Raw genomic sequence first — 24,179 nt, forward strand, 5'->3', positions numbered from 1 at the left:
TAGCGATGAAACGGACTATGCTCCGTTTACATGCGTGAGGTTAACACAACCGGAGCGCGCTCCGGATCGGCTGGGTCCCAGACCCGCACGCCACGGGCGGACGCAGCCCGTAACCGCGACCAACTGCTCGCGGCAGCGACCCGCGCGTTCGCCTCCGCCGACGCCGAGCCGTCGATGCGCGCGATCGCCAGCGAGGCGGGGGTCGGCATCGGCACGCTCTACCGGCACTTCCCGACCCGCGAGTCGCTCGTCGACGCGGTCTACCAAGACCAGGTCACGCGGCTGACGGCCGGCGCCCGCGGACTGCTCGGCCACCTGCCCCCGGCCGCGGCGATGCGGCGCTGGATGGACCTGTTCGGGGACTGGATCGCGACCAAGAACGGCATGCTCCGCACGCTGCTGGCGATGATCGAGTCGGGCGAGATCGCCCATGCGCAGACCCGGGCCGAACTCCTCGGGGCCATCACCACGATTCTCGACGCAGGCCGCGCGGCGGGGGACCTCCGCTCCGACGTCACCGCCGAGGACATCGCCGCCTCCCTGATAGGCATCTACACCGTGGCCCCCCGGCCCGAGCGTGAGGACATGGCCGGCCGCCTGCTGAACCTCCTGATGGACGGCCTGCGGCCCACAGCCCCGTCGGCCTAGGCGTGCCGTCCCGGGACGTGGGTGACCCGCGGGCCGGGTGCGTGCACGGGGGCGGGGGGCAGGTCGTGCAGCGCGGCGAGCACCTCCCGGGGGGTGATGCGCAGCAGCCGCGGGTCGGGGCGGGTGCCGTGCGGGTCTCCTGGCACCAGACCGGCGGGGTCATCGGCGTCAACCGGGCCGTCGGGGTGCCACAGGACGCGGTGCCGCGGCCCGGGGGGCGGGCCCCACAGGCGGGGCGAGACCGGGCCGAACAGGACGACCGAGGGCGTGCCGAGGGCGGTGGCCAGGTGCGCGATGCCGGTGTCCCCGACCAGCACCGCGCGGGCCGAGGCGAGCAGCGCGGCCAGCCGGCGGAACGGCAGGCCGAGGGCGGCGGCCGAGGGGGGCAGCCCGGCCAGTTCCGCGACCCGCCGCACGAGGTCCCGCTCGCCCAGGCCGCCGGTGAGCACCACGCGCCACCCGGCGCGCCGCAGCCGCCTGGCCACCGCGGCGAAACGCTCCGCGGGCCAGCGGCGCGCGCCCGCGTCCGCGCCCGGGTGCACGACCACCGCGCCGGGCGCGGGCGAGGGCAGGGGCGGGGCGGCGAGCGCCAGGTCCCCCGGGTCGGCGGGCAGGCCGTACCAGGTGAGCAGGCGGCACCAGCGGGCCCGTTCGTGCTCCTCCGGGTGCCAGGCGGGTCCGGTGGGATCGGCGTAGGCGAGCAGCCTGCCGGGCCGCAGGGCGCGCAGCGGGGCGAGGCTGGCGGGGCCGTTGCCGTGCAGGTCGACGGCGCAGTCCGGCGGCGGCCCGCGCCAGGGCAGGCGGGCGGGCACGGCCCGGCCGGGGGCGGCGGCCGGGAGCAGTTCGTCCACGGCCCCGGTGGCCGCCGCGGCCTCGGCCAGCCACCGGGGGGCGGCCAGCAGCAGGCGGTGGCCCGGGTGGGCGCGGCGCAGGGCGCGCAGCGCGGGCACCGCGGTCAGCAGGTCGCCCAGGCCCAGGGCGCGCAGCGCCAGGACGCGGGGGGCCGAGCCGGCCGACGGCCCGTCCTGGCAGGTCACGGCCGGGCGAAGGCGGCGCGGCGGGCGAGTTCTGTGGTGGACCTGCCGTCGAGGTAGGGCAGCACCAGGGTCTGCCCGCCCCACTCCCGCAGGGCCGCCGCCTCGGGCAGGTCGTCCACGCGGTAGTCGCCGCCCTTGACCCACACGTCGGGCCGCAGGCGGCGCAGCAGCGCCTCCGGGGTGTCCTCGCCGAACTCCAGGACGGCGTCCACGCAGCCGAGCCCGGCCAGCACCCGCATCCGGTCGGCCGCCGGGTTGAGCGGGCGGCCCGGGCCCTTCAGCCGGCGGATCGACGCGTCCGAGTTGACGCAGACGATGAGGCAGTCGCCGGTGCGGCGGGCGTTCTCCAGGAACTGGACGTGCCCGGCGTGCAGCAGGTCGAAGCAGCCGCCCGCGGCCACGACCGTGCCGCCGCGGGCCCGGACGGCGTCCACCAGCGCCCAGGGGTCGCCCGCGTGGCCAACGTCGCCCGCGCCCCCGGCTCCCGCGCGGCCGGCGGGCGGGGTGCGGGTGGCGCGCGGCCCGCCCGCCCCCGGGCCCTCGGCGCGCAGGCCGCCGCCGGTGACGAAGGCGGCCGCCGCCTCGGCGGCCCGGCCCACCGCCTCCTCGGGCAGGCCGCCGTCGGCCAGGACGCCGGCGGCGGTGGCCGCGAAGCAGTCCCCGGCGCCGCAGGGGTCGCCCTCGCCGCACCCGGCCACCGGAACGTACAGGGCGTCGTCGCTGTCGGCCCTGGTCAGCACGGCCCCGCGCTCGCCGAGGGTGACGGCGACCGAGCCGGCCAGCCAGCGTTCGGCCAGGAGCGCCCCGCGGGTGCGGTGGGCGCGCAGCGAGTCGTCCCCCTCGGCCGGCACGGCGGCGTCCCCCGGCCGGTCCTCGCGCAGAAAGTGGCGGGCCTCGCGCCCGTTGGGGGTGACCAGCCTGGCGCCGGGCACGGGCCGGGGGCCGCGCGGGTGCGGGTCCCACACCAGGGGCAGGCGCCTGGCCGCCTCGGCGAGCGCCCCGCGGACGGCGGCCGCGGTGCCCTGGCCGTAGTCGGCGACCAGGACGGCGCGGGCCCCGGCGAGCGCGGCGCGCACCCCGGCGCCCGGCGGGCCTGGCGTGCCCCCGCCGCGGTCGACGCGGACCAGGGGCCGCCCCTCGACCAGGACCCGGGTCTTCACCGGGAGCGCGCCCTCGAAGGGGATCTCCACCAGCCGGACCCCCGCGGGCAGCATCGCGCGCACCGCCTCGCTCGCCTCGTCCGAGCCCAGGGCGCAGACCAGCACGACGTCCCGGCCCTCGCGGGCGGCGAGCGCCGCGGCGAGCCCGGCGCCGCCCGGGCGGCTGTGCTCGCCGCTGACCTCCACGACGGGGACCGGCGCGTCCGGGGCGAGCCGGGTCGCCGTTCCGCTGACGTCCTGGTCGAGAAGCACGTCCCCCACGACCACGAGCGGCTGCCGGTCGGCGGTCATGGCACCTCCGGGTGGGAGAAGGCGGCGGGGCCGCGGGTGAGCACGGTCGCGGCGGGCTCGCGCGGCTCCTCGGACGTGCCGGCCAGGGCGGACGTGCCGGCCAGGGCCTCGTCGAACGCCTCGCACACCAGGTGCAGGGCGACCAGGTGGGCCTCCTGCACGGTCGCGGTGCTCGGCGCGTCGATGCCGAGGACGGAGTCCGCCTGGGCGGCCAGCGGGTTGGGGGTGCGGCCGGTCATGGCCCACACCCGCAGGCCCGCGGCCCTGGCCGCGGTGGCGGCGCCCAGGAGGTTGTCGCTGCGGCCCGAGGTGGACATCAGGACCAGCACGTCGCCGCGCCTGCCGTGCGCCGCGACCTGCCGGGCGAACACCTCGTCGAAGCCGTAGTCGTTGCCGATGGCGGTCATGCTGGAGGTCTCGGCGTGCAGCGAGATGGCCGAGTAGGGGCGCCGCTCGGCGACGTACCTGCCGACGAGTTCCGCCGTCAGGTGCTGGGCCTGGGCGGCGCTGCCGCCGTTGCCCGCGGCGAGCAGCCGCCCGCCGGCCGGCAGGACCTCGGCGAGGTGGCGGCCCCAGGCGGCGGTCTGGGCCAGTCCTTCGTGGCAGAGGCGGGCGAGGGCGTCCTGCAGCGCCTCGCAGTGCCTGTGGGCGGTGCGCAGGGGGTCGGACATGGGTTCTTCCTCCGTACCGGTGCCGGCGGGGGCCGGTTCAGGCCGTGTTGCTCAGCGGGGCGGGGCGGCGGCTGCCGATCTCGCGGTAGATCTCCTCGGTGGCGGCGGCGACCGCGGCCCAGCGGTAGCGGGTGAGGACGCGGCGGCGCCCGGCCGCGCCCCTGGCGGCGCGTTCCTGGGGTGCGGCGAGCAGCGCTCCCGCGGCGGCGGCCAGGGCCGCCGGGTCGCGGGGCGGGACCAGCCGCCCGGTGCCCGGGTCGGCCACGGTGTCGCGCTGGCCGCCGACGGCGCTGGCCACCACGGGAACGCCGCAGGCCATCGCCTCCAGCGGGACGATCCCGAAGGGCTCGTAGTCGGCGGGGCACAGCACCAGGTCGGCGCTGCGCAGCAGCGGCGGCACCTCGTCGCGGGACAGGCCGCCGGTGAAGGTGACCCGGTCGGCGACGCCGAAGGCCCGGGCGATGGCGCGCAGCCTGCGCACCTCGGGCTCGTCGTCGAGGCGCCCGGCCGGGGGGCCGCCCGCGAGGACGAGTTCGGTGTCCGGCAGGCGGGCCAGCGCCGCGAGGGAGACCTGGGCGCCCTTGCGGGGCACCAGACGGCCGATCTGGAGCAGCCGGTGGCGGTGCCCGCCGCGCGGGGCGACCGGGCCGGTGGGCGTGAAGCGGTCGGGGTCGACGCCGCAGGGCACGACGCTGATCCGCTCCTGCGGCAGGCCCATGGCGAGGAGTTCGGCGACCTCGTCGCGGCAGGTGGCCACGGTCTGGTCGCAGCTGAGGCCGACGTAGCGCTCCCAGGTGACGCGGTCGGCCGGGCTGGTGTCGGCCGCCCCCTGGTGGCGGCGCTTGACGGTGCCCAGGGCGTGGAAGGTGTGGGCGAAGGGGATGCCGTGGGCGCCCGCCGCCTGCAGGGTGGCCACGCCCGACATCCAGAAGTGGGAGTGCACCACGTCGGGCGGCGCCAGGGCCCACTCGCGGTCGAGGAAGGCGCCGAACTGGGGCATGAACGGCAGCAGCCGGTCCTTGGGCACCTGCTCGGCGGGCCCGGCGGGCACGTGGCGGACGGTGACGCCCGGCCTGACGCGCACGGTGGCCGGGAGGTCGAGGGAGTCCCGGCGCGTGTAGACCGTCACCGAGTGGCCGCGGTCGGCGAGTTCGCCGGCCAGCTGCGCCACGTGGACGTTCTGGCCTCCGGCGTCGGCGCCGCCGAGCGCCGCCAGCGGGCTGGCGTGCTCGGAGACGAGGGCGATGGTGAGGGCGTCCTCGGCACGGGTGCGCCGCATCAGCGGGTCACCTCCTTCATCAGCAGGTCCCAGTCGTCCAGGAATCTCCGCAGTCCGTAACGCGCCAGGGCCGCCTCGCGGGCCGCGCGGCCGGCGGCGGCCGCGGCGTCGGGGTCGTGCAGGAAGCCGGCCGCGGCGCGGGCGAGTTCGTCCGGCCGCGTGGTGAGCACCCCGGCCTCGCGCGGCACGGCCTCGACGGCCTCCGTGGTGGCCAGGCCGACGACGGGCATGCCCAGGTGCATGGCCTCGATCAGGGAGAGCCCGAGCGAGGTCCAGCGCACCGGGTGCAGGTAGACCCGGCGCCTGGCCATGGCCTCGTGCAGTTCGGCCTGCGGCAGGTCGTGGGAGCGGCAGCGGTCGGGCGGCAGGCCGAGCTTGCCCGCCAGGCCCTCGGTGCGCATGCCGAACACGTCGAGGGGCACCGCGGCGGCGAGCCCGGGCAGCAGGTCGGTGCCGGTGACCCGGCCGCGGCGCAGCGGCTCGTTGACCACCACGGCGGCGCGGGCCAGCTCGCCGGTCCAGCGGTGGCCCGGGTCCACGACCCCGTGCTCGACGACGGCGGTGGGGGTGCGTCCGCTGTCCCAGAAGAGCCGGTTGAAGTGGGTGACGTGGACGAGCAGCAGGTCGTCGCGGTCGGCGCAGGGGTGCCTGGTGTGGGGGACGTCTCCCTGGGGCGCGTTGTGCTCCAGGTAGACGGCGGGCACGTCGCGGCCGGGGCGGCGCCCGCCGAGCCAGCGTTCGGCGAGTTCCGCCTCGTGGGGGCGCTGGAGGAGCACCAGGTCGACGGGGGCGTCCCGCAGCCGCTCCGGCGGCAGTTCCGTGACCGTGGCCGGCCAGCTGTAGGTGCGGGCCAGGCCGAGCCCGTCGGGGCCGCGCCCGGGCAGCACCGGCACCAGGTAGGAGTGGGCCCCCTGGACGAAGGCCGTCGTCCAGGAGCCGTGCACGTGCCACAGCAGGATGTTCATGCTGGCGCCCTTCCGCCGACGGGAGCCCGGCGCGGGTCGCCCACGGTGAGCGCGGCGACGGCGGCCAGTACCTCCTGGTCCGTGATGGAGTCGAGACAGGGATGGCCGGCCACCGGGCACAGCCTGGCCCTGGTCCCGGCGCAGGCGGCGTCCTGGCGGCCGAGCCGCAGGTGCGGAACCCGGTAGGGCAGCCAGCGGTCGGCGCTGACCACCGGGGAGAAGAGGCTGATGACCGGCGTGTGCACGGCCGCCGCCAGGTGGGCGGGGCCGGTGTTGCCCGCGATGGCGACCCGGGCGCCGGCCAGCACGCCGGCCAGTTCGCGCAGCCCGGTCCTGCCGCCGAGGTCGAGGGCGTGGGGTCCGGCCACGCGGGCGGTGAGGGCCTTCTCCCCTTCCCCGCCGGTCACCACCACCCGGTGCCCCGCGTCCACGAGGGCGGCCACGGCGCGCGCGGCCCGGGCGGGGGTCCAGGCCCTGGCGGGCACGGCGGCGCCCGGATGGACCACGAGGTAGGGCTCGGGGCCGGTGAGTGCGGTGGTGTCGGGGTGTTCGCTGATGCGCAGTTCGCCCTGGTCGCCGGGCGGCAGGGGGCAGCCCGCGGCCTCGGCGAGTTCCAGGGCGGCGGCGGCCTCGTGCCGGTAGGGGGCCCTGCGGTGGCGCAGTTGCAGCAGCGAGCCCGGGTAGTGCTCGCTGTCCGCGGCGATCCAGGGCACGCCCGCCATCTTCAGCAGCAGCGCCATCGGCAGGGGGCTCTGGTGGTAGGAGGCGAAGATCAGCGCCCGGTCGAAGCGCCCGGCGGCCAGGCGGTCCACCAGCGCGTTGACCTCCGCGGGGCGCACCGCCTGCGGCGAGAGCCCCACCCAGGGGGCGTCGTAGACGAGGAGGCGGTCCACGCCGGGGAGCAGCCGGCCGGCCGCCTCCCCGCGGGGCCCGCACAGCAGCGTGGTCTCCCCCGAGTGTGCGGCGACCGCCCGGATGGCGGGGCCGGCGAGCAGGACGTCGCCCGCGCTGTCGAGGCGGACGACCAGGCTGCGCGGCTCAGCGTTCATGCGGCACCTCCCCGGCAGCGGCCCGCCCGCCGTCGGCCCCCGCGGCGTTTCCCGCAACGGAACCTCCCGCGGGCCCCACGTCGTACCCGGCGGCAGGCTCCGCGTCGGCGCCTGGGACGGGTTCCGCGACGGACCCCGCGGCGGGTTCCGCGACGGCACCGGCCGCAGGCCGGGCGGCGGGTGCCGCGTCCGTCCCCGCGAGGGGTTCCGCGGCGGGTTCCGCGACCGCGTCGGCCGCAGGCCGGGCGACGGCGCCGGAGGCGTTTCCCGCGGCGGGCCCTGCCGGGGGTCCCGCGGCGGCAGCCGCCGTCGCGGCGGGGGCCGGGCCGAACAGGAGCCGTACCGCCGCCAGGAGGTCGGCGGCGTGCTCCGGGGCGGCGGCGATCTCCTCCCGCCTGGTCGCCGCGGTGGGCACCAGCACCCCGCGCGCCCCGGCCGCCCCGGCGGCGGCCATGTCGCTGCCGATGTCCCCGATCAGGGCCGTGCGCTCCGGCGGGACGCCGAGCCGCTCGCAGGCGGCGTACACCAGGCCGGGCCGCGGCTTGCGGCAGGCGCAGCCGGCCTCGGGCGCGTGCGGGCAGGCGGCCCACACGGCGAAGGGGCCGAGTGCCTCCTCCACCCGCAGCCGCACGGCCTCGAAGCTCTCCCTGGTGACGAGCCCGCGGGCGACGCCCGACTGGTTGCTGACGACCCCGACGGCGATGCCGCGCGCCCGCAGCGCGTCGAGCGCCGCCCTGGCCCGGGGAAGCGGGGTGACCAGCCGCGGGTCGGCGTTGTACGGCACGTCTTTGATGAGCGTGCCGTCCCGATCGAAGAGCACCGCGAGCGGCCTGGTGCGCGCCGCCACGCCGCCGAGCAGGCGCGGGGGCCGGGGGCGGCCGGCGGGGGGCGTGGCCGGCGGGCGCGCGGGGAAAAGCCAGGGGCCGTCGGCAGGACACTCGCCCCTCAGCTCCGTTTGTGCCCTTATCTGGCCTTTTTTCATGACTCGGCGAGTTGCCCGGTTACCGCGGTTGAAACTGACGTCTCGGGTACACCTTTCGCCGGCCGTGGCACGGGCCCGGCGGCGGGCGGCCGGGGCCTTGCCGCCCGGTGCCGGTACCGCCCGGCGAGCCAGTGCCCCACGGCGGCCGGGGGGATGGCGGGGCTGGTCAGCAGCATCCGGCCGATCTCCTCCGTGGTTTTCGGGCCCGGCAGGATCCGGGCGAGGGCGAACTCGGCGGTGCCCGCGAGCCACAGCGCGCCCAGGCCCGCGGCCGCCCGCGGGCGCCGCGCCAGAGCGGCGGCCAGGGCGCCGAGGCCGGCCGCGGTGATCGCCGCATGCCGCGGCAGCCGGCCGCGCGGGGCGTCCGCGCGCTCCCACCAGTCGCGGCCGTGCAGCCGGGTCATCAGCACGTCGTCCGCGTTGCCCGCCTGGGCCCGCAGGGACACCCAGCGGTCCGCGGGGCGTACCGGGTGCGCGGTGCGGCGTTCGCCGACGTCGAGGGTCCAGCCCGCGTCCAGCAGCCGCAGCGCCAGGTCCGCGTCCTCCCGGAAGGCGCGCCCGAACCGCTCGTCGAAGCCGCCGACCGCCTCCAGGGCGGAGCGGCGGTAGGCCATGTCGGCGGTGATCCACCTGGCCGTCGCCAGGCCCGCGGTGCCGCGCTCCCAGTCGGTGGGGCGGCGATCCGCGGGCAGCGGGACGAACACGCGGCCCTGGACGCCGGCGGTGGCCGGGGTGGCGGCGGCCAGGTCGCCCGCCAGGTCCTCGGCCCAGGAGGAGCTGGGCAGCACGTCGTCGTCGAGGAAGGCGATCCACTCCTCCCCGGCCGCGCGCCAGCCGGCGTTGCGCGCCGCGGCGGGTCCTGCGCCGCGTCCCGGCACCGTCTCCACCAGGCCGCTCAGCTCCGCGGGCACGGTGACGGGCAGCGGCGCCGGGTCGTGCGGCGGCCGGTCGTCGACGAGCAGGACCCGGGCCGGGCGCGGCCCGGTGCCCGTGGCGAGCGCCGCCAGCACGGCGGACAGGCTGGGCCTGCCGAGCGTGGGGATCACCACGGCGTACGCGGGGGCGCCCGGCGCGGTGTTCACGCCGCCTCCGCGGCCATGGGGCGGGCCTCGGCCACCCGGTCCCCGCCGTCGAAGAGGGCGCGGCGGCGCACCAGGAAGGGGCCGATCGCCAGCAGGTCGACGGGGGCCGAGCCGAAGCACTCCAGGGCGTCCCTCGGGTCGTCGACCATCGGGCGCCCCGCGGTGTTCAGGCTGGTGTTGACGACGACGGGCAGGCCGGTGAGCTGCTCGAAGCGGGCGAGCATGCGGCCCACGAGCGGCTCCTGCGCCGGGTCCACGGTTTGCACCCTGGCGGTGCCGTCGACGTGCACCACGGCGGGAATCCGCTCCCGCCAGCCGGGGCGCACGTCGTGGACGAACAGCATGTACGGGCTGGGCAGGGGCCCGTCGAAGACCTCGGCGGCGCGCTCGGCGAGGACCATCGGCGCCACGGGCCGGAACTGCTCGCGGCCCTTGATGTCGTTCAGCCGCTCCAGGTTGCCCGACCTGCCCGGGTGGGCGAGCAGCGAGCGGTGCCCGAGCGCCCTTGGCCCGAACTCGGCGCGGCCCTGGAACCAGGCGACCACGGCGTTGCCCGCCAGCGCCTCGGCCACCGCGGCGGCCAGGTCGGGCGGCCGTTCGAAGGGCACGGCCGCGGTCTTCAGCCACGCCTCAAGCTCGGCGTCGGACCAGCCCCGGCCGAGGTCGGTGCCCGCCGGGGGCCGCGGGGGCTCGGGGCCGGAGGCGGCGGCGTGCAGCAGGGCGCCGCCGAGCGCGGTCCCCGCGTCGCCTGACGCGGGCTGCACCCACACCCGGCGGAAGGGGCCCTCGCGGGCGATCCTGCTGTTGGCCACGCAGTTGAGGGCCACGCCGCCCGCCATGGTCAGCACCTCGGCGTGGGTGCGGCCGTGCAGCCAGCGGACGAGGTCGAGCAGCGTCTCCTCCAGGCAGGCCTGGGCGCCGGCCGCGAGGTCGGCGTGCTCCTGCGTCCACGCCTGGCCCGGGCGGCGCGGCGGGCAGAACTCCTCCCAGGGCACCCCGGTGGCGAGGAAGCCGCCGTCCCCGGTGGGGTGCACGTGGCGGCGCAGTTCGGCGAGGTGGCGCGGCCTGCCGTAGGAGGCCAGGGCCATCACCTTGTACTCGTCGCTCGACCGCAGGAAGCCCAGGTGCTCGGTCAGCTCCTCGTAGACCAGGCCGAGGGAATGGGGCAGCTCCTGGCCGCGCAGCGGTTCGAGGTGGCGGCCGGCGCGGCGGGCGGCCAGGTGCGAGGTGGCCTCGCCGCGGCCGTCGAGCACGAGCACCGCGCAGTCGTCCGCGGCGGGGGCGGCGAAGGCGGAGGAGGCGGCGTGCGCCATGTGGTGCGGCACGAAGCGCACCCGCTCCGGGTCGAGTCCGGGCAGCGCGGTGGCCAGGAAGCCGGGCGCCTCCCTGGCGTAGGTGAGGCGCAGGTGGTCCCAGGGGTCGTGCAGGCCGAGCCGGTCGGCGGGGCGGGCGAGGTCCGGGTCGAAGGAGTAGGTGACCGCGTCCAGGTCCTCGGGCCGCAGCCCGGCCTGACTCAGGCACCAGGCGGCGGCCTGCTCGGGCAGTTCCCAGGCGGAGAAGGGCAGCGGCCGCTTGCCGTGCTTGCGGCGGGAGAAGCGTTCCTCCTCGGCCGCGGCGACCGTGCGCCCGTCGACGACGAGGGCCGCCGCCGGGTCGTGGAACAGGGCGTTGATACCGAGGACGCGCATGTCAGGGGCCTTTCGTGTGGGCGAGGCGAGCGGAACGTGGGGCGGGCCGGGGGCTCGGGGCTCAGCGGCGGGGGCCTTGCGGCCGTCGGGGAGGCCGGCCCCGGGTGCGCGAGGGGGACGGGGGCGTGCGGGGCGTGCGCCGGGTCGCGGGGCGGGCGGGGTGGCGGCGGGGGTGCCCGCGGGGCTCAGGCGGGGACCGGCTCGGCCCCGCCGGCCGCCCGCTCGCGGTACCAGGCGATGGTGCCGGCCAGGCCCTCCTCGGCGCTCACCCGCGGCTCCCACTGCAACTTGCCGCGGGCCAGGGTGATGTCCGGCCGGCGCACGGAGGGGTCGTCGGTCGGGCGCTCGATGTGCCGGATGGTGGAGTCCGACCCGGTCAGCCGGATGACCAGCCGCGCCAGGTCGAGCATGCTGATCTCCACCGGGTTGCCGAGGTTGACCGGCCCGCGCAGGTCGGAGGCGGCCATCGCCAGCACCCCGCGGACGGTGTCCGCCACGTGGGTGAGGGACCTGGTCTGCCGCCCGTCGCCGGTCACCGTCAGCGGCTCCCCGGCCAGCGCCTGCCGGACGAAGGTGGGCACGGCGCGCCCGTCGTGGCCGCGCATCCTGGGGCCGTAGGTGTTGAAGAGCCGGACGATGCCGGTGTCGGTGCCGTTCACCTCGGCCTCGGCCACCGTCATCGCCTCGCCGAACCGCTTGGCCTCGTCGTACACGCTGCGCGGCCCGACCGGGTTGACGTTGCCCCAGTAGGACTCGCTCTGCGGGTGCTGCCTCGGGTCCCCGTAGACCTCGGAGGTCGAGGCGAGCACGAAGCGGGCGTGGTGCTCCCTGGCCACCGCGAGCGCGTTGCGCGTCCCCAGGCTCCCGGTCTCCAGGGTGTGCAACGGCAGCCGCAGGTAGTCGGCGGGCGAGGCGGGGGAGGCGAAGTGCAGCACCAGGTCGACGGGCCGCTCCACGGCGAAGGGCTCGCACACGGTCGTATAGGCCTCGGTGAAGCCCGGCCTGCCGCGCAGGTGGGCCACGTTCTCCGCGTCTCCCGTGGACAGGTCGTCGACGCAGGTGACCGCCCAGCCCTGGTCGAGCAGGGCCGTGCACAGGTGCGACCCGAGGAACCCGGCGCCGCCGGTGACAACAGCGTGCGAGGACTGCATGCCCGCTCCTTTCTCCTGCAGACGCTCCTGCAGACCGGCCCCAAGTACCCGGGACAAAAAGGAGCAAACGGCCGTTTCCCGGTAGGTGTGCCGGGTACCCGCCGCCTTCCGCCCGACACGCGGCCCGCACGGCGGCGCGGGCAGCGCCCACCCGGGTGAACGCGGTCGCGGCGGCCCGGGACGGGCGGGCCGCCGCACCCGCGGGGACGAGCCGCAGCCGCAGCCGCACGGAAGGGATCGGGACGCGAGATGACGAGCGAGCACGCCGAGGGGCTGCGCGTCGTGGTGGTCGGGGCCACGGGCAACGTCGGCAGCGCCGTGGTCAGGGCCCTGGCGGCGGACCCGGCCGTGGGGTCGATCCTGGGCCTGGCCAGGCGGGTGCCCGAGTGGCAGGTGGAGAAGACCACCTGGGCGCCGGTGGACCTGCGGGCCGAGGAGCAGGCCCAGGCGCAGCTGACCGGGCACTTCCGGGACGCCGACGCGGTGGTGCACCTGGCCTGGATGATCCAGCCGTCGAGAGACCCGCTGATGACCTGGCGCACCAACGTCCTGGGCACCGGCCGGGTGCTCGGCGCGGTGGCGGCGGCGGGCGTGCCCGCCCTGCTGTACGCCTCCTCGATCGCCGCCTACGCCCCGGGCCCCAAGGACCCGCCGGTGCGCGAGAGCTGGCCGACGCACGGCTGGCCGACCGCCGCCTACAGCCGGGAGAAGGCGTACGTGGAGCGGCTGCTTGACGGCTTCGAGCACCGCGTGCCCGAGGTGCGGGTGGTGCGGATGCGGCCCGGCTTCATCTTCCAGCGCGAGTCGGCCGCCGCCCAGCGCCGGCTCTTCCTCGGCCCCCTGCTCTTCGGCCCGATGGTGCGCCCCGAGCTGAGCCCGGTGGTCCCCGACCTGCCGGGGCTGCGGTTCCAGGTGCTGCACACCGCCGACGCGGCCGAGGCGTACCGGCTGGCGGTCACCGGCCGGGCCCACGGCGCCTTCAACCTGGCGGCCGGGCCCGTGGTGGACGCGCGGATGCTCGCCGGCCTGTTCCACGCGCGGACGGTGCGGCTGCCGCGCCCGCTGCTGCGCACGGCCCTGGCCGCGGCCTGGCGCGCCCGGCTGGTGCCCGCCTCCCCGCACCTGTTCGACGCCCTGTTGCGGCTGCCGGTCATGGACTGCTCCCGGGCGGCACAGGAGCTGGGCTGGCAGCCGCGGCACAGCGCGGAGGACGCCCTGCGCGAGCTGCTCGAAGGGCTGCGGCACGGGAGCGGCATGCAGACCCCGCCGCTGGCGCCGCACGCGCGCCACGGCCGGTTCGGCGAGTTCGCCACCGGCACCGGCGCGCGCCCCTGAACCGGGCCCGCACCCGGGCCCGTTCCCGACAAGAGAACCAGACGGATCACCAGACCGATCACCAGACCGAGGACGAGCACCACGAGCACCACGGGAGGCAGGCGACATGCCAGACCCCACGCCGGACCCGCGGCGGGAGCATCCGGGCGAGCGTTACCCGGGCCCGGAGTTCCCCGGCCAGTCCCAGGAACCGCCGGGCAGCACCGAGGAGATGGCGCCGCGCCCCGACCACGGCGAGCGCACCTACCGCGGCAGCGACCGGCTGAAGGACCGCAAGGCGGTGATCACCGGCGGCGACTCGGGCATCGGCCGCGCGGTCGCCGTCGCCTTCTCCCGCGAGGGCGCGGACGTGCTCTTCACCCACCTCCCCGAGGAGGCGGGCGAGGCCGAGGAGACCGCGCGCCTGGTGACCGAGGCGGGCCGCCGCGCGGTGGCCGTGCCCTGCGACATCAGGGAGGAGTCCGAGTGCCGCCGGGTGGCCGACCGGGCCGCCGAGGAGTTCGGCACCGTGGACGTGCTGGTCAACAACGCCGCCTACCAGATGTCGCAGCCCGAGGGCATCGAGAAGATCCCCACCGAGCAGTTCGACCGGGTGGTGCGCACCAACCTCTACGGGATGTTCTGGCTGACGCAGATGCTGCTGCGGCTGATCCCGGCGGGCGGCGGCATCATCAACACCACCTCGGTGCAGGCCTACCAGCCGAGCCCCCACCTGCTGGACTACGCGATGACCAAGGGCGCCATCGTCACCTTCACCCAGGGGCTGGCCGCCCAGCTGGCCGAGCAGGGCATCCGGGTCAACGCGGTGGCGCCCGGTCCGGTGTGGACGCCGCTGATCCCCTCGACGATGCCGGACACCACCGGCTTCGGCGGCGGCTCCTCCTTCGGGCGCCCGGCCCAGCCCGCGGAGATGGCGCCCGCCTACGTCTTCCTGGCGTCCAAGGAGGCGGGCTTCATCACCGCCGAGATCATGAACGCGACCGGCGGCAGTCAACTGCCCTGAGTCCGCGCCGGGTCGCCCGCGCCCCGCGGGGTACCCGGACTCCGCGGGGTACCCGGACCCCGGCGGCGGGCACCGGCCCCACTCCCCGGCACCGCCCGCGTTCCCCCGGGCTTTCCCCGGTTGTCCCAAGTCCGCGGCAGAGTCCCGGCAGTCAGGAGGCGAGTTGCATGAAGGCGGCGGTATGGCACGGGAAGCGAGACGTGCGGGTCGACCAGGTGCCCGACCCGACCCTGCAGGAGCCGACCGACGCGGTGATCCGCGTCACCTCCAGCGGACTGTGCGGCTCGGACCTGCACCTGTACGAGGTGCTCGGCGCGCTGATGACCCCGGGGGACGTGCTCGGGCACGAGCCGATCGGCGTGGTCGAGGAGGTCGGGCCCGAGGTGCGGAACCTGAAGCCGGGGGACCGCGTGGTGGTGCCGTTCCAGATCGCCTGCGGCTCGTGCTACATGTGCGAACGCGGCCTGCAGACCCAGTGCGAGACCACGCAGGTGCGGGGCGAGAAGGCCGGGGCTGCCCTCTTCGGCTACACGAAGCTGTACGGTTCCGTGCCCGGCGCGCAGGCCGAGTACCTGCGGGTGCCGCAGGCCCACTACGGGCCGATCAAGGTGCCCGAGGACGCGCCTGACGACCGCTACCTCTACCTCTCGGACGTGCTGCCGACCGCCTGGCAGGCGGTGGAGTACGCCGACGTGCCGCCGGGGGGCACGCTCGCGGTGCTCGGCCTCGGCCCGATCGGCGACATGGCCTGCCGCATCGCCCTGCACCGGGGCGCCGGGCAGGTGATCGGCATCGACCTGGTGCCCGAGCGTCTTGAGCGGGCCAGGGCGCGCGGGGTGCAGGCGATGGACCTCACGCGGTACCCGGACATCGCCGCCGCGGTCCGCGACCGGACCGCAGGGCGCGGCCCCGACTCGGTGATCGACGCCGTCGGCATGGAGGCGCACGGCGGGAACGTCAGCAGGCTGCTGCAGAACCTCAGCGCCTTCCTGCCGGGCAAGGCGGCCGAGAAGGTGGTCACCAAGGCGGGCGTGGACCGGATGGCCGCCCTGTACGCCGCGATCGACATGGTGCGCCGCGGCGGCACGATCTCGCTGACCGGGGTCTACGGCGGGATGGCCGACCCGATGCCGATGATGACGGTCTTCGACAAGCAGATCCAGCTGCGGATGGGGCAGGCGAACGTCAGGCGCTGGGTGCCGGAGATCCTGCCGCTGCTGACCGAGGAGGACCCGCTGGGCGTGGACGGGTTCGCCACCCACCACGTGCCGCTCGACGAGGCGCCCGAGGCGTACCGGATGTTCCAGCACAAGGAGGCGGTGAAGGTGGTCATGCGGCCCTGAGCCGCCCGCGCCGGGCCCGCGAACCGGTCCCGGCCCGGCACCCGGCTCGGTGTGAGCAAACGCACGGAGGACCCCGGAAGCCTTGCGCCGCAAGGCTTCCGGGGTCGTGGCCGCCGCGGGGGACGATCATGGTCTTTTCGGCGGGGAACCGGTCTGTCAAGGTGGGGTCCGCCCTCCCGGTGCGGCATCGGCGCCGCCCGGACCGCACCCTGGGCGTCCCCGGACGCCCAGCTCCCAGCCGCCCCTCGCGGGCATCCTCTCCATGCCTCCTGCCTCGCCCCCGCGCGCGCTTCCCGCGCCGCGCCCCGCCCTGCCCCGCCCCGCCTCCCCCTTCCGGCGCCTTCGCCGCCTGGGGCTTCCCCGCCTCGGGCTCCCCCGCCCGGGGCTGCGGCGCTCCGGCGCCGGACGGGCCCCCTGGCGTTCGCTGCGCCACACCGGCATGCGCTGGTGGTCGGTGGCGAACCTGGTCTCCAACGCCGGCACCTGGATGCAGCTGACCGTGCAGAACCTGCTCGTGCTCCAGGTCACCGGCTCGGCCGCGATGACCGGCCTCTCGCTCGCCGTGCAGGCGGGCCCCGGCCTGCTCCTCGGGCTGCTCGGCGGCGCCGCCGTCGACGCCTGGCCGCGCAAGCTGACCGCCGCGCTGAGCCAGGCCGCCCTGGGCCTGGTCGCCCTCACCACCGCCGTCCTGGTGGCCTTCGGGCTGCTCAACGTGCCGGTGCTGCTGGTGCTCGCCGCGGTGACCGGCGTGATCGCCACCGTGGACGCCCCGGCCTGCGCACTGCTGGGCAACGACCTGGTCCCCGAGGAGGACGTGCCCTCGGCCATCGCGCTCGGCTCCACCGTGCACAGCGTCGGCCGCCTCGCGGGCACGGCCCTGGCCGGGGTGGCGGTCACGCTGTGGGGCCCGGCGGCGGCCTTCGCCGCCAACGGCCTCTCCTTCGCCTTCGTCGCCACCGTCATCCCGTTCCTGCGCCTGATGCACCGCCCCGAGCCCGCGGCCGCCACGGAGGCGGCCGCGGCACCGGAAGCACCCGCGGCACCGGGGCAGAGCGAGCCGGCCGAGCACGCACGGGCCCAGGACGCACGGGCCCAGGACGCGTCGGCCGAGGACGCGCCGACGCGGGAGGCGCCGGTCCAGGACGCGCCGGCGGCCGAGGCCGTGGGCGGCGGCGCACGGGAGGGACTGCGCTTCTTCCTGCACCGCCCCCGGCTCCTCGCCCTGGCCGCGATCACCGGGCTGAGCTCGATGCTCGGCCGGAACTACACGCTGACCCTGGCCGTCCTGGTGACCGGGCCGCTGGCCGCGGGCGCGGGCGCGTTCGGGGCCGTCTCCACGGCGCTCGCCGTGGGCGGCATCGCGGGCGCCGTCCTGGCGGGGCTGCTGCGACGGCCCTCGGTCCGGCTGGTCTCCGCGATGGCCGGGGCCGGAGCGGTGCTCCAGATCGCGGCCGGCCTGACCCCCACCCTCGCGCTGCTGATCCTGCTCGCCGTGCCGATGGCGCTGGTCGAGTCGGTCTCCGACACGGCCGGCACCACGGTGCTCCAGACCGACCCGCCGCCCGGCATGCGCGGCCGGGTGCTGGGCGTGTGGCGCAGCCTGAGCACCGGCTGGAACCTGGTGGGCCCGCCCCTGGCCGGCCTGCTGATCGAACTGGCGGGCGCGCGCCTCGCGCTGGTGATCGGCGGCCTGGTCATCGCCACCGCGTGCGGCGGTGGCCTCCTGCTGCACCGCCGAGCCCTCCCCACCCCGGTCCCATCCCGGCTCGGCGAGCCCGCCAAGACCCCCCTCCCCGCCCTCTCCCCGGCAGCCTGACCCCCGAGGGCGTTCCTCATTCGGGCTCCACGCAGCCGATCTTCTGGGCAGCACTGGCGGTGAGCGGCTCAATCAAATCGGCCAAGATGCGCCGGGAATCATCCTCATCATCGGGATAGGTCGCCCACAGCCCTACCGAAAAACCAGGATTGAGTTGAGGAATAACGCAGTCCGACACGGCGAATACCGCATCAGGCCACACCATCATCTCGTATCGACCGGGCACCTCCTCACCCTCATCCAGATCATTCTGGTAAGGGCCGATAGTCGCAAGACTCTCCAGATCCCACCCCGGCGTAAAGGTGCCCAGATTGATAACCTCCTCCCCATCGACTTCGACCACGCACCCGTCAAGAGGATCACGGCCCACCGAGCCCAGGATGTCGACCGTGTCCCCGGGCGGAAAGAGAGGATCATACAAATCCCGATCCACACTCAGACCACACAGGTCAGCAGGCAACTCGTAGGAACGCACCTTCGGTTCACCCCCACCACACGCGCTCAGCACCCCCGCCGTGAAAACCAACCCCGCACCCAGGAGAGCACGGCTCCTCCGCACACTCACGGATGCAACGCAGCGATCCACCATACGATTTCCCCCACCTGAAAACCTAGTGCGCCAGCCGCAACCAGCCGAGGGCATTCCTCACTCGGGCTCCACGCAGCCGACCTCCTGGGCAGCACTGGCGGTGAGCGGCTCAATCAGATCGGCCAAGATACGCCGGGAATCGTCCTCGTCATCGGGATAGGTTGCCCACAGCCCCACCGAAAAACCAGGGGCGTATCGAGGAACAACGCAGTCCGACACGGCAAATACCGCATCAGGCCAGACCATCATCTCGTATCGACCGGGCACTTCCTCACCCTCGTCCAGATCATTTTGGTAGGGACCGATAACCACGAGACCCTCCAGATCGTACCCCGACGGAAAGGTCCCCAGATTGATGACCTCCTCCCCGTCGACTTCGACCGTGCATCCCGACAGAGGAAACTCACGGCTCACCGAACCCGAAATATCGATGTCGTCCCCAGGCGGAAAGATCGGATCGTACAGATCCTGGTCCACCTCCACGCCGCACAGATCAGTGGGCAACTCGTAGGAACGCTCCTTCGGTTCGCCCCCACCACAGGCGCTCAACGCTCCCGCCGTGAACACCAACCCTGCGACTAGGACGGCACGGCTCTTCCTCCTCGCGCTCACGGATACAAAACAGCGATCCGCCATACGATCACCCCTCCCGTACGAAAAGCCGAGCGCGCTGGTCATGGCCCTCAGCGGCACCGCTTGCCGCCGCTCCGGCGAGAACATCCGCGTCCACATCCGTCGCGCCGGAGGCCACGGCAGCCCTCGTCGCGGCCGCGGCCACCTCCTGGGCCCGGTCCATGGAGCGCGCATAGATCTCGTCCGACATGGCCGCCGCTTCGGCGCTGTTGTCGTGCATGAGGTTTTCTCCCATGGCATTCACAAGGCCGCTCACTGCCCAATTTCCGATGGTCCCGGCGACCGGTACATTACCGACGGTGCGATCCACTCCATACCCAAGGAGCGTTTCAGCCCAGGAAGCCCCCGTTTGCACCCGCTGATTGAACTCGGCATCCTGCGCGGCGGACTGGTCGAACACCGCGTAGGCTCTGGCTTCACTCAGAATCCCGGACACCATGCCGCCGCCCTGGGACACTTGCTGCACGGCTTCCAGGGTCTCCGCCGTATCGTAGTCGTGCGCGTTGATGACGTTGTCCACGGCCAGTGCCGTATACGACTCTTGGGCCTGGAGGAGGGTTCCGTACGCTTCGGGGTCCCGCCCCATGACGCTCAGGAGCACCGCGGATTTCCCATAATCGAAGCTGGCCGGCTGCTCCGGGGACACGAGCACCGCAGAATCCAAGAAACTGCGTTCGATATCGGCCATGTAGCCCGCGGAGATGCGGGCCAGGCTGTTGGTGAGATCACCGTGCCCGATGGCTTCGGGATTGCTCCCGTAGTAATCGACGATCCGTTCCGCCAGCGCGGCCTCGCGGACCGTTCTCGAGTGGAGTGGCGTGTCGTCGTCGTAAGGGTGGCCCAGGGTGGCGGATTCGAGGGCGTGGCCGAGGGCGGTGTAGCCGGATTCCGCGCCGTTGAGGGTGACGCCGTCGCCCGTGAAGAAGGTGGGCCAGGTGCGCTGCTGGACCAGGTAGTCGAAGTTGTCCACCCGGTACAGCACCTGGTTCGACGCCTCCGGATTCCGGCCCAGGGCCTCCATGAAGCCGCTCATCGGGTCGAAGCCGGGGTCGTCTTCGCTGCCGAAGCTCAGCCGCGACAGCCCGTAACCACTGTCCCCCCACTGTCGCGGGTCGAAGCCGTCGGTGCCACGCTCGTAGTCGAGGAGAGAATCCCCGTAGGCGGTGAGGAACTCCGTGTCGTAGGCGCCGCTGTGCATCAGGCTGCCCATGACCTGGTAACCCATCGGGTAGTCCTGGTTCGCGCCGAGCATCTCGTCACCCAGGTCGATCATCTGCTCTTCCCAGGCGTCCATGGCCGCCGCGTCGGAGTGTGTCGCCGTTCCCAGCGCGGTGCCCAGATTCGCCTGGAGCTCGGCGAGCAGCTGCCACTCCTCCGCATCCCGGGGCCGCAGGGCACGTTCATGGGTGAGTTCGGACCAGAAGTCGAGAGTGCCGCGCGCGCCCAGCTCCGTCGCCAGGTACGCGGCAAAGTCCACGTTGCCGGCCCGGCGGGCCAACAGGTCGTTGAGCGTGGCGATCTCCTCGTCGGTCAGCTCCCCACCCCGCCGCAGCAGCGGAAGGATCTCCTGCGCGTCCTCGATCGCCTCCGCCCTCAGCGGCGCCGCACGGAACGGGCCGTGCCCGTCGTCCGCCAAGTCCCGCAGCACCTGGGCGGCTTGGGCGTCGCTCTCCTGGGACTCGCTGAGGATCTCGGCGATCCTGCCCGTCAGTGCAAGGCTGAATTCCGCCTGCTCGGCCGTCGCCTCGCCCTGCGGACGGTAGGGGTCGGGAGACGGGACGACCACCCTGCCATCGGGCTGGATGTACAAACCGCCCTCAGCCGCGTCCTCGCTCAGCGCCCTCAGCCTGCGCCGGCAATCCCGCTGACTGTCCAGAAGATCCTCCAGCGTTCTGTGGACGATCGCCGCCTCGTCGCGTGCATAGCCGAAACGCTCGGCCACCGTCTCCACGAACCTCCTGGTCACGCCCGCGTTCTCCCCCGACCACGCCGCTTCCCGGGCACGCGCAAGCAGCCCGCCCTCGGCCTGATCGGCCAGCGCCGCCAAGTCGTTCCTCACCCGCGCCCAATCCTCCACCGCGGCTTCCAGACCCGACAGGTCAAGGCGATTCAGCTCCTCGTACGTGGGCATCGCTCTCCCCCCTTGCCACCCGGTGACACGCCCTCACAGATCCTCGATGGCGGCGTTGCGCCCCGGCACGGGCGGCCCCGACGGGCGTTCCAGGTCGGCCGGCGTGAGCCCGAACCCGGCCAGATAGTCCACCTGCCCCACGCCCGCGGCGCGCACCCGAGCGCGCAGATCCTCCTCAAGCGCGGCGTGAACGGTGACCGTGCCCGCCAGGTGGCTCTCGATGCTCTCGCACGCCCGGCCCAGATCCCGCGCCTTCTCCCCGAAACGCGCCATCGCCTCGCGCAACGCGCCCCCCGAACCGAACCCGGCCGCCGACAGCGCAGACGCGGCCTCGTAACTGCTCGCCTCCGCCACCATCGCCTTGGCCGGCATGCCCTCCCTGAGACTGCTCGCCTCCTGCCCCACCCGCACCAAGTCCTCACCCGGCACTGCGAGGTCGGGCTCCGCCTCGTGACCCATCGTGTCCCCCCGGACGCGCCTCGTCCTTCTGCCGGGCCAATATAACAACGCAAAGCGACGAGCCGACCACGGGCATCGGCGCCTGCGGCGGCTCCGGCCTGCGGACGGGGCGTGAGGGCGGACGGGTCGTGCGGGGTGGTGGCGCGCGGGCCCGGCGCCGCGGCCCGCCCGGCAAGGGCCCCGCTCCGGATGCCCGCCGCCGCGGGCGCGCCTAGCCTCGGAAGGAGAGCTCGCGAGGGCGCGAGGCAGCCCAGGCCCGCCGTGGCGGGGCGCGACCGCGCGGCGCGAGAGTGAGGTCGGCATGGAGGTCTTTCCCCCCATCCCGCTGGCGCAGTGGCGGGATTCCAAGGAGACCCTGCACCGGTTCGCCCAGGTCATCGGCAAGATCCGGCTGGCGAGCAGCGTGCGGCGCAACCACTGGTGGAACGTCCCGTACCACGTCACCGGGCGCGGGATCACCACCCGGCCGATGGGTCAGGTGGACGGGAACCCGATCTTCACCGTCGACTTCGACTTCGTCGACCACCTGCTGATCGTCCGGGAGATCGACGGCAGGTCGGCCTCGTTCTCGCTGCTCGGGCAGTCGGTGGCGTCCTTCTACCGGGAGGCCCTGGACGCCCTGCGCTCGGTCGGGGTGGAGCCCACCATCGAGCACGCCCACCCCTTCGGGCTCGGCGACGAGGGCAGGCCCTTCGCCGAGGACACCGAGCACGCCTCCTACGACCCGTACTGGGTGAACCGGTACTGGCAGGTGCTCAGTCAGGTCAACCTGGTGCTGGAGGAGTTCGCCGCCGGCTTCTCCGGGAAGATCAGCCCGGTGCACCACTTCTGGCACACCTTCGACATCGCCGTCACCCGGTTCGAGGACCGGCCGGTGGACCAGCCGCCCCAGGCGGACCCGGTGACCCGCGAGGCGTACTCGCGGGCGGTGATCTCCTCCGGCTTCTGGTTCGGCGACGAGGCGGTGCCGCGGCCCACGTTCTACTCGTACGCCGCCCCCGAGCCGGAGGGCCTGGCGGAGCGGCGGCTGAGCCCGGCCACCGCGCGCTGGATGGAGCACGACGGCAGCCACATGGCCACGCTGGACTACGACGCGGCCAGGGAGACGGCGGACCCGCGCCGCACGGTGCTCGGCTTCTTCGAGTCGGTGTACCGCTCGGCCGCGGGGCTCGCCGACTGGGACGTGCGGGGCCTGGCCTCGCCCGAGGGCGTGACCGACCCGAGGGAGGCGCGCGCCGCCTGAGGTACGCCGGGGCCGCGCGCCGTCTGAGGAACGCCCCCGGGGAACGCCGGGGCCGCGCGCGCCGCGCGCGGCGAGGAGAGGAGGGCCGGATGGCACAGCGGGACGAGCGGGCGGGGCAGCCGGCGCAGGGCGGCGCCGGGGACGGGGGCGGCGCGGGGGCCGGGGAGTTCCCGGCACCGAGCGAGGGGCTTGCGGTCGCGCACTTCCTGACGGTGCGTGAGGTGGCGCGTTCGCGGCGGTTCTACAGCGAGGTGCTCGGCGGGCGGGTCGTGCTGGAGGAGAACCCCTGTACGGTCCGGCTGGCGAACAGCTGGATCATCATGAACCCCGGCGGCGGGCCCACCCCCGACAAGCCGGGCGTGACGCTGCGCCCGCCGGAGGAGCCGGACACGGTCTCCGCCTTCCTCAACCTGCGGGTGGCCGACATCCACGCCGCCTACCGGGAGTGGTCGGCGAAGGGCGCCGAGTTCCTGACGCCGCCCCTCGACCGGCGCGCCGAACTGCGCTGCTACCTGCGCGACCCGGACGGCTACCTGATCGAGGTGGGCCAGGCCACCGGGCTGCTCCGGGGCCTTTTCGCGCGGGCCGACGCCACCTGACGCGCCCTCCGCCGCCGGGCCACCGATCCCTGCGGGCGGCGGGCCACCGCTCCCGGTGGGCGTCGGTGCCGGGGCGTGGGCGGGTGCCCCGGGGTGGGTTCAGGGGCGGATGAGCAGCTGGAGTTCGAAGGCGTAGCGCGTGGCCCGGTAGAGGTGGGAGCCGTACTCCACCGGGCGCCCGGTGTCGTCGTACGCGGTGCGCTCCATGCTCAGCAGCGGGGCGCCCACCGGCTCGGCGAGCAGCTCGGCGTACTCCGCGGTGGCCGCGCGGGCGCCGATGGACTGGCGGGCGCTGTGCAGGGTGGTGCCGGCCGCGCGCATCAGCCGGTAGAGGCCGGTGCCCTCCAGGGCGGTGCGGTCCACCGCGAGCAGTCCCACCGGCAGGTAGTTGCGCAGCAGGGCGATGGGCTCGCCGTGGGTGAGCCGCAGCCGCTCCAGGCGGCGGACCTCGGCGCCGGGCGCGAGGCCGAGGGCGGCGGCCACCTCGGGCGGCGCGGCCACGGTGGCCAGGTCCAGCACCCGGGTGGTGGGGCGCTGGCCCGCCGCCTCCAAGTCCTCGTAGAGGCTGGTGAGTTCGAGCGGGCGCTTGACCTGGCTGCGGACCACCTGGGTGCCCACGCCGCGGCGGCGCACCAGCAGGCCCTTGTCGACAAGTGCCTGTATCGCCTGCCGGACCGTGGGGCGGGAGAGGCCGAGGCTGCCGGCGAGCCGCATCTCGTTGCCGAGCAGGGTGCCGGGGCGCAGCCTGCCGCGTTCGATGGCGACTTCGAGCTGCCGGGACAGCTGGTAGTACAGCGGCACGGGACTGGCCCGGTCGACGGTCAGTTCCAGGTCCACCAGCGCGCTCCCTCGTGTCTCGGCCGCTGTCTCGGCGGGTGTCCCGGTGGGTCCCTCGGGTCCCTCGGGTGTCCCCACGGGTGTCTCGTCGGGTTGCCTCGTCACGGTGCCTTGCCCCCAACTCCCCGTCCGGTCCCTCCGTCGCCCCGGCGCCCGGACGCGGCGTCAGACGGCGTCCGCGGCGGCCG

General features: G+C 75.1%; 22 protein-coding genes. 7 read left to right on the forward strand and 15 right to left on the reverse strand.

The features are described from left to right. Positions 1 to 30: 30 nt before the first annotated feature. Positions 31 to 648: a TetR/AcrR family transcriptional regulator gene (locus tag D7294_RS19485; protein WP_120681492.1), complete on the forward strand. Its 618-nt coding sequence runs from the start codon at positions 31 to 33 to the stop codon at positions 646 to 648. Here the strand turns inward: D7294_RS19485 and D7294_RS19490 are convergent. From D7294_RS19490 to D7294_RS19535, 10 genes are all read right to left on the reverse strand, one after another. Next, positions 645 to 1,685, reverse strand: coding sequence for a glycosyltransferase family 9 protein (locus D7294_RS19490; RefSeq protein WP_241562488.1), 1,041 nt, complete (start codon positions 1,683 to 1,685; stop codon positions 645 to 647). The two genes, D7294_RS19485 and D7294_RS19490, sit on opposite strands and share 4 nt — an antisense overlap. Then, positions 1,682 to 3,136, reverse strand: coding sequence for a D-glycero-beta-D-manno-heptose 1-phosphate adenylyltransferase (gene rfaE2 / locus D7294_RS19495; RefSeq protein ID WP_120681494.1), 1,455 nt, complete (start codon positions 3,134 to 3,136; stop codon positions 1,682 to 1,684). Before rfaE2 ends, D7294_RS19490 begins: the two co-directional genes overlap by 4 nt. Beyond that, a complete protein-coding gene (locus tag D7294_RS19500; protein WP_120681496.1) occupies positions 3,133 to 3,807 on the reverse strand; it encodes a D-sedoheptulose-7-phosphate isomerase in 675 nt (224 codons plus the stop codon). The genes rfaE2 and D7294_RS19500 overlap by 4 nt, the downstream gene beginning before the upstream one ends. A 37-nt stretch (positions 3,808 to 3,844) precedes the next feature. Next, on the reverse strand, positions 3,845 to 5,086 hold the full coding sequence (locus D7294_RS19505) for a glycosyltransferase (protein ID WP_120681498.1): 1,242 nt from the start codon (positions 5,084 to 5,086) through the stop codon (positions 3,845 to 3,847). Continuing rightward, the gene (locus D7294_RS19510; RefSeq protein WP_120681500.1) at positions 5,086 to 6,051 is read right to left on the reverse strand and encodes a glycosyltransferase; all 966 of its coding nucleotides are present in this window, start codon (positions 6,049 to 6,051) and stop codon (positions 5,086 to 5,088) included. The genes D7294_RS19505 and D7294_RS19510 overlap by 1 nt, the downstream gene beginning before the upstream one ends. After that, positions 6,048 to 7,100, reverse strand: a complete 1,053-nt coding sequence (locus D7294_RS19515) for a glycosyltransferase family 9 protein (protein WP_120681502.1) — start codon at positions 7,098 to 7,100, stop codon at positions 6,048 to 6,050. Before D7294_RS19515 ends, D7294_RS19510 begins: the two co-directional genes overlap by 4 nt. Next, positions 7,090 to 7,947, reverse strand: a complete 858-nt coding sequence (locus D7294_RS33995) for a D-glycero-alpha-D-manno-heptose-1,7-bisphosphate 7-phosphatase (protein ID WP_422070718.1) — start codon at positions 7,945 to 7,947, stop codon at positions 7,090 to 7,092. Before D7294_RS33995 ends, D7294_RS19515 begins: the two co-directional genes overlap by 11 nt. 131 nt (positions 7,948 to 8,078) lie before the next feature. Beyond that, positions 8,079 to 9,164 carry a glycosyltransferase family 2 protein gene (locus D7294_RS32645; RefSeq protein ID WP_241562489.1) on the reverse strand — a complete coding sequence of 362 codons (1,086 nt, stop codon included), beginning with the start codon at positions 9,162 to 9,164 and terminating at the stop codon, positions 8,079 to 8,081. Further along, entirely contained in the window at positions 9,161 to 10,852 is a 1,692-nt protein-coding gene (locus D7294_RS19530) for a carbamoyltransferase family protein (RefSeq protein ID WP_194117758.1), read from the reverse strand. The genes D7294_RS32645 and D7294_RS19530 overlap by 4 nt, the downstream gene beginning before the upstream one ends. Positions 10,853 to 11,037: 185 nt before the next feature. Continuing rightward, positions 11,038 to 12,003, reverse strand: a complete 966-nt coding sequence (locus tag D7294_RS19535) for an NAD-dependent epimerase/dehydratase family protein (protein WP_120681508.1) — start codon at positions 12,001 to 12,003, stop codon at positions 11,038 to 11,040. A gap of 249 nt (positions 12,004 to 12,252) precedes the next feature. On the opposite strand from D7294_RS19535, the gene D7294_RS19540 reads away from it, so the two are divergent. From D7294_RS19540 to D7294_RS19555, 4 genes are all read left to right on the forward strand, one after another. Then, the gene (locus D7294_RS19540) at positions 12,253 to 13,338 is read left to right on the forward strand and encodes an NAD-dependent epimerase/dehydratase family protein (protein ID WP_120681510.1); all 1,086 of its coding nucleotides are present in this window, start codon (positions 12,253 to 12,255) and stop codon (positions 13,336 to 13,338) included. 106 nt (positions 13,339 to 13,444) lie between these two features. Next, positions 13,445 to 14,341: an SDR family oxidoreductase gene (locus D7294_RS19545; protein ID WP_120681512.1), complete on the forward strand. Its 897-nt coding sequence runs from the start codon at positions 13,445 to 13,447 to the stop codon at positions 14,339 to 14,341. Between the two features lie 167 nt (positions 14,342 to 14,508). Further along, on the forward strand, positions 14,509 to 15,684 hold the full coding sequence (locus D7294_RS19550; protein ID WP_120681514.1) for a zinc-dependent alcohol dehydrogenase: 1,176 nt from the start codon (positions 14,509 to 14,511) through the stop codon (positions 15,682 to 15,684). Between the two features lie 439 nt (positions 15,685 to 16,123). Further along, positions 16,124 to 17,500, forward strand: coding sequence for an MFS transporter (locus D7294_RS19555; protein WP_241562490.1), 1,377 nt, complete (start codon positions 16,124 to 16,126; stop codon positions 17,498 to 17,500). A 16-nt stretch (positions 17,501 to 17,516) separates the two neighbouring features. Here the strand turns inward: D7294_RS19555 and D7294_RS19560 are convergent, their stop codons facing one another. The 4 genes from D7294_RS19560 to D7294_RS19575 form a co-directional block, all read right to left on the reverse strand. After that, the gene (locus D7294_RS19560; RefSeq protein ID WP_120681518.1) at positions 17,517 to 17,975 is read right to left on the reverse strand and encodes a hypothetical protein; all 459 of its coding nucleotides are present in this window, start codon (positions 17,973 to 17,975) and stop codon (positions 17,517 to 17,519) included. Between the two features lie 171 nt (positions 17,976 to 18,146). Next, on the reverse strand, positions 18,147 to 18,593 hold the full coding sequence (locus tag D7294_RS19565; RefSeq protein ID WP_147450870.1) for a hypothetical protein: 447 nt from the start codon (positions 18,591 to 18,593) through the stop codon (positions 18,147 to 18,149). 136 nt (positions 18,594 to 18,729) lie between these two features. Beyond that, positions 18,730 to 20,853 (reverse strand): DUF6571 family protein, encoded by a 2,124-nt coding sequence (locus tag D7294_RS19570; protein ID WP_120681523.1) that lies wholly within the window; start codon positions 20,851 to 20,853, stop codon positions 18,730 to 18,732. A 33-nt stretch (positions 20,854 to 20,886) separates the two neighbouring features. Next, positions 20,887 to 21,312: a hypothetical protein gene (locus D7294_RS19575; RefSeq protein WP_120681525.1), complete on the reverse strand. Its 426-nt coding sequence runs from the start codon at positions 21,310 to 21,312 to the stop codon at positions 20,887 to 20,889. Between the two features lie 301 nt (positions 21,313 to 21,613). Here D7294_RS19575 and D7294_RS19580 point away from each other — a divergent pair, with 301 nt between their 5' ends. After that, positions 21,614 to 22,555, forward strand: coding sequence for a DUF5996 family protein (locus tag D7294_RS19580; protein ID WP_120681527.1), 942 nt, complete (start codon positions 21,614 to 21,616; stop codon positions 22,553 to 22,555). Between the two features lie 89 nt (positions 22,556 to 22,644). Further along, a complete protein-coding gene (locus tag D7294_RS19585) occupies positions 22,645 to 23,154 on the forward strand; it encodes a VOC family protein (RefSeq protein ID WP_120681529.1) in 510 nt (169 codons plus the stop codon). Between the two features lie 99 nt (positions 23,155 to 23,253). Here D7294_RS19585 and D7294_RS19590 read toward each other — a convergent pair whose 3' ends face one another. After that, positions 23,254 to 23,991: a GntR family transcriptional regulator gene (locus tag D7294_RS19590; RefSeq protein WP_120681531.1), complete on the reverse strand. Its 738-nt coding sequence runs from the start codon at positions 23,989 to 23,991 to the stop codon at positions 23,254 to 23,256. Positions 23,992 to 24,179: the final 188 nt, after the last annotated feature.

This window comes from Streptomyces hoynatensis, from assembly GCF_003626535.1.
GTDB lineage: Bacteria > Actinomycetota > Actinomycetes > Streptomycetales > Streptomycetaceae > Streptomyces > Streptomyces hoynatensis.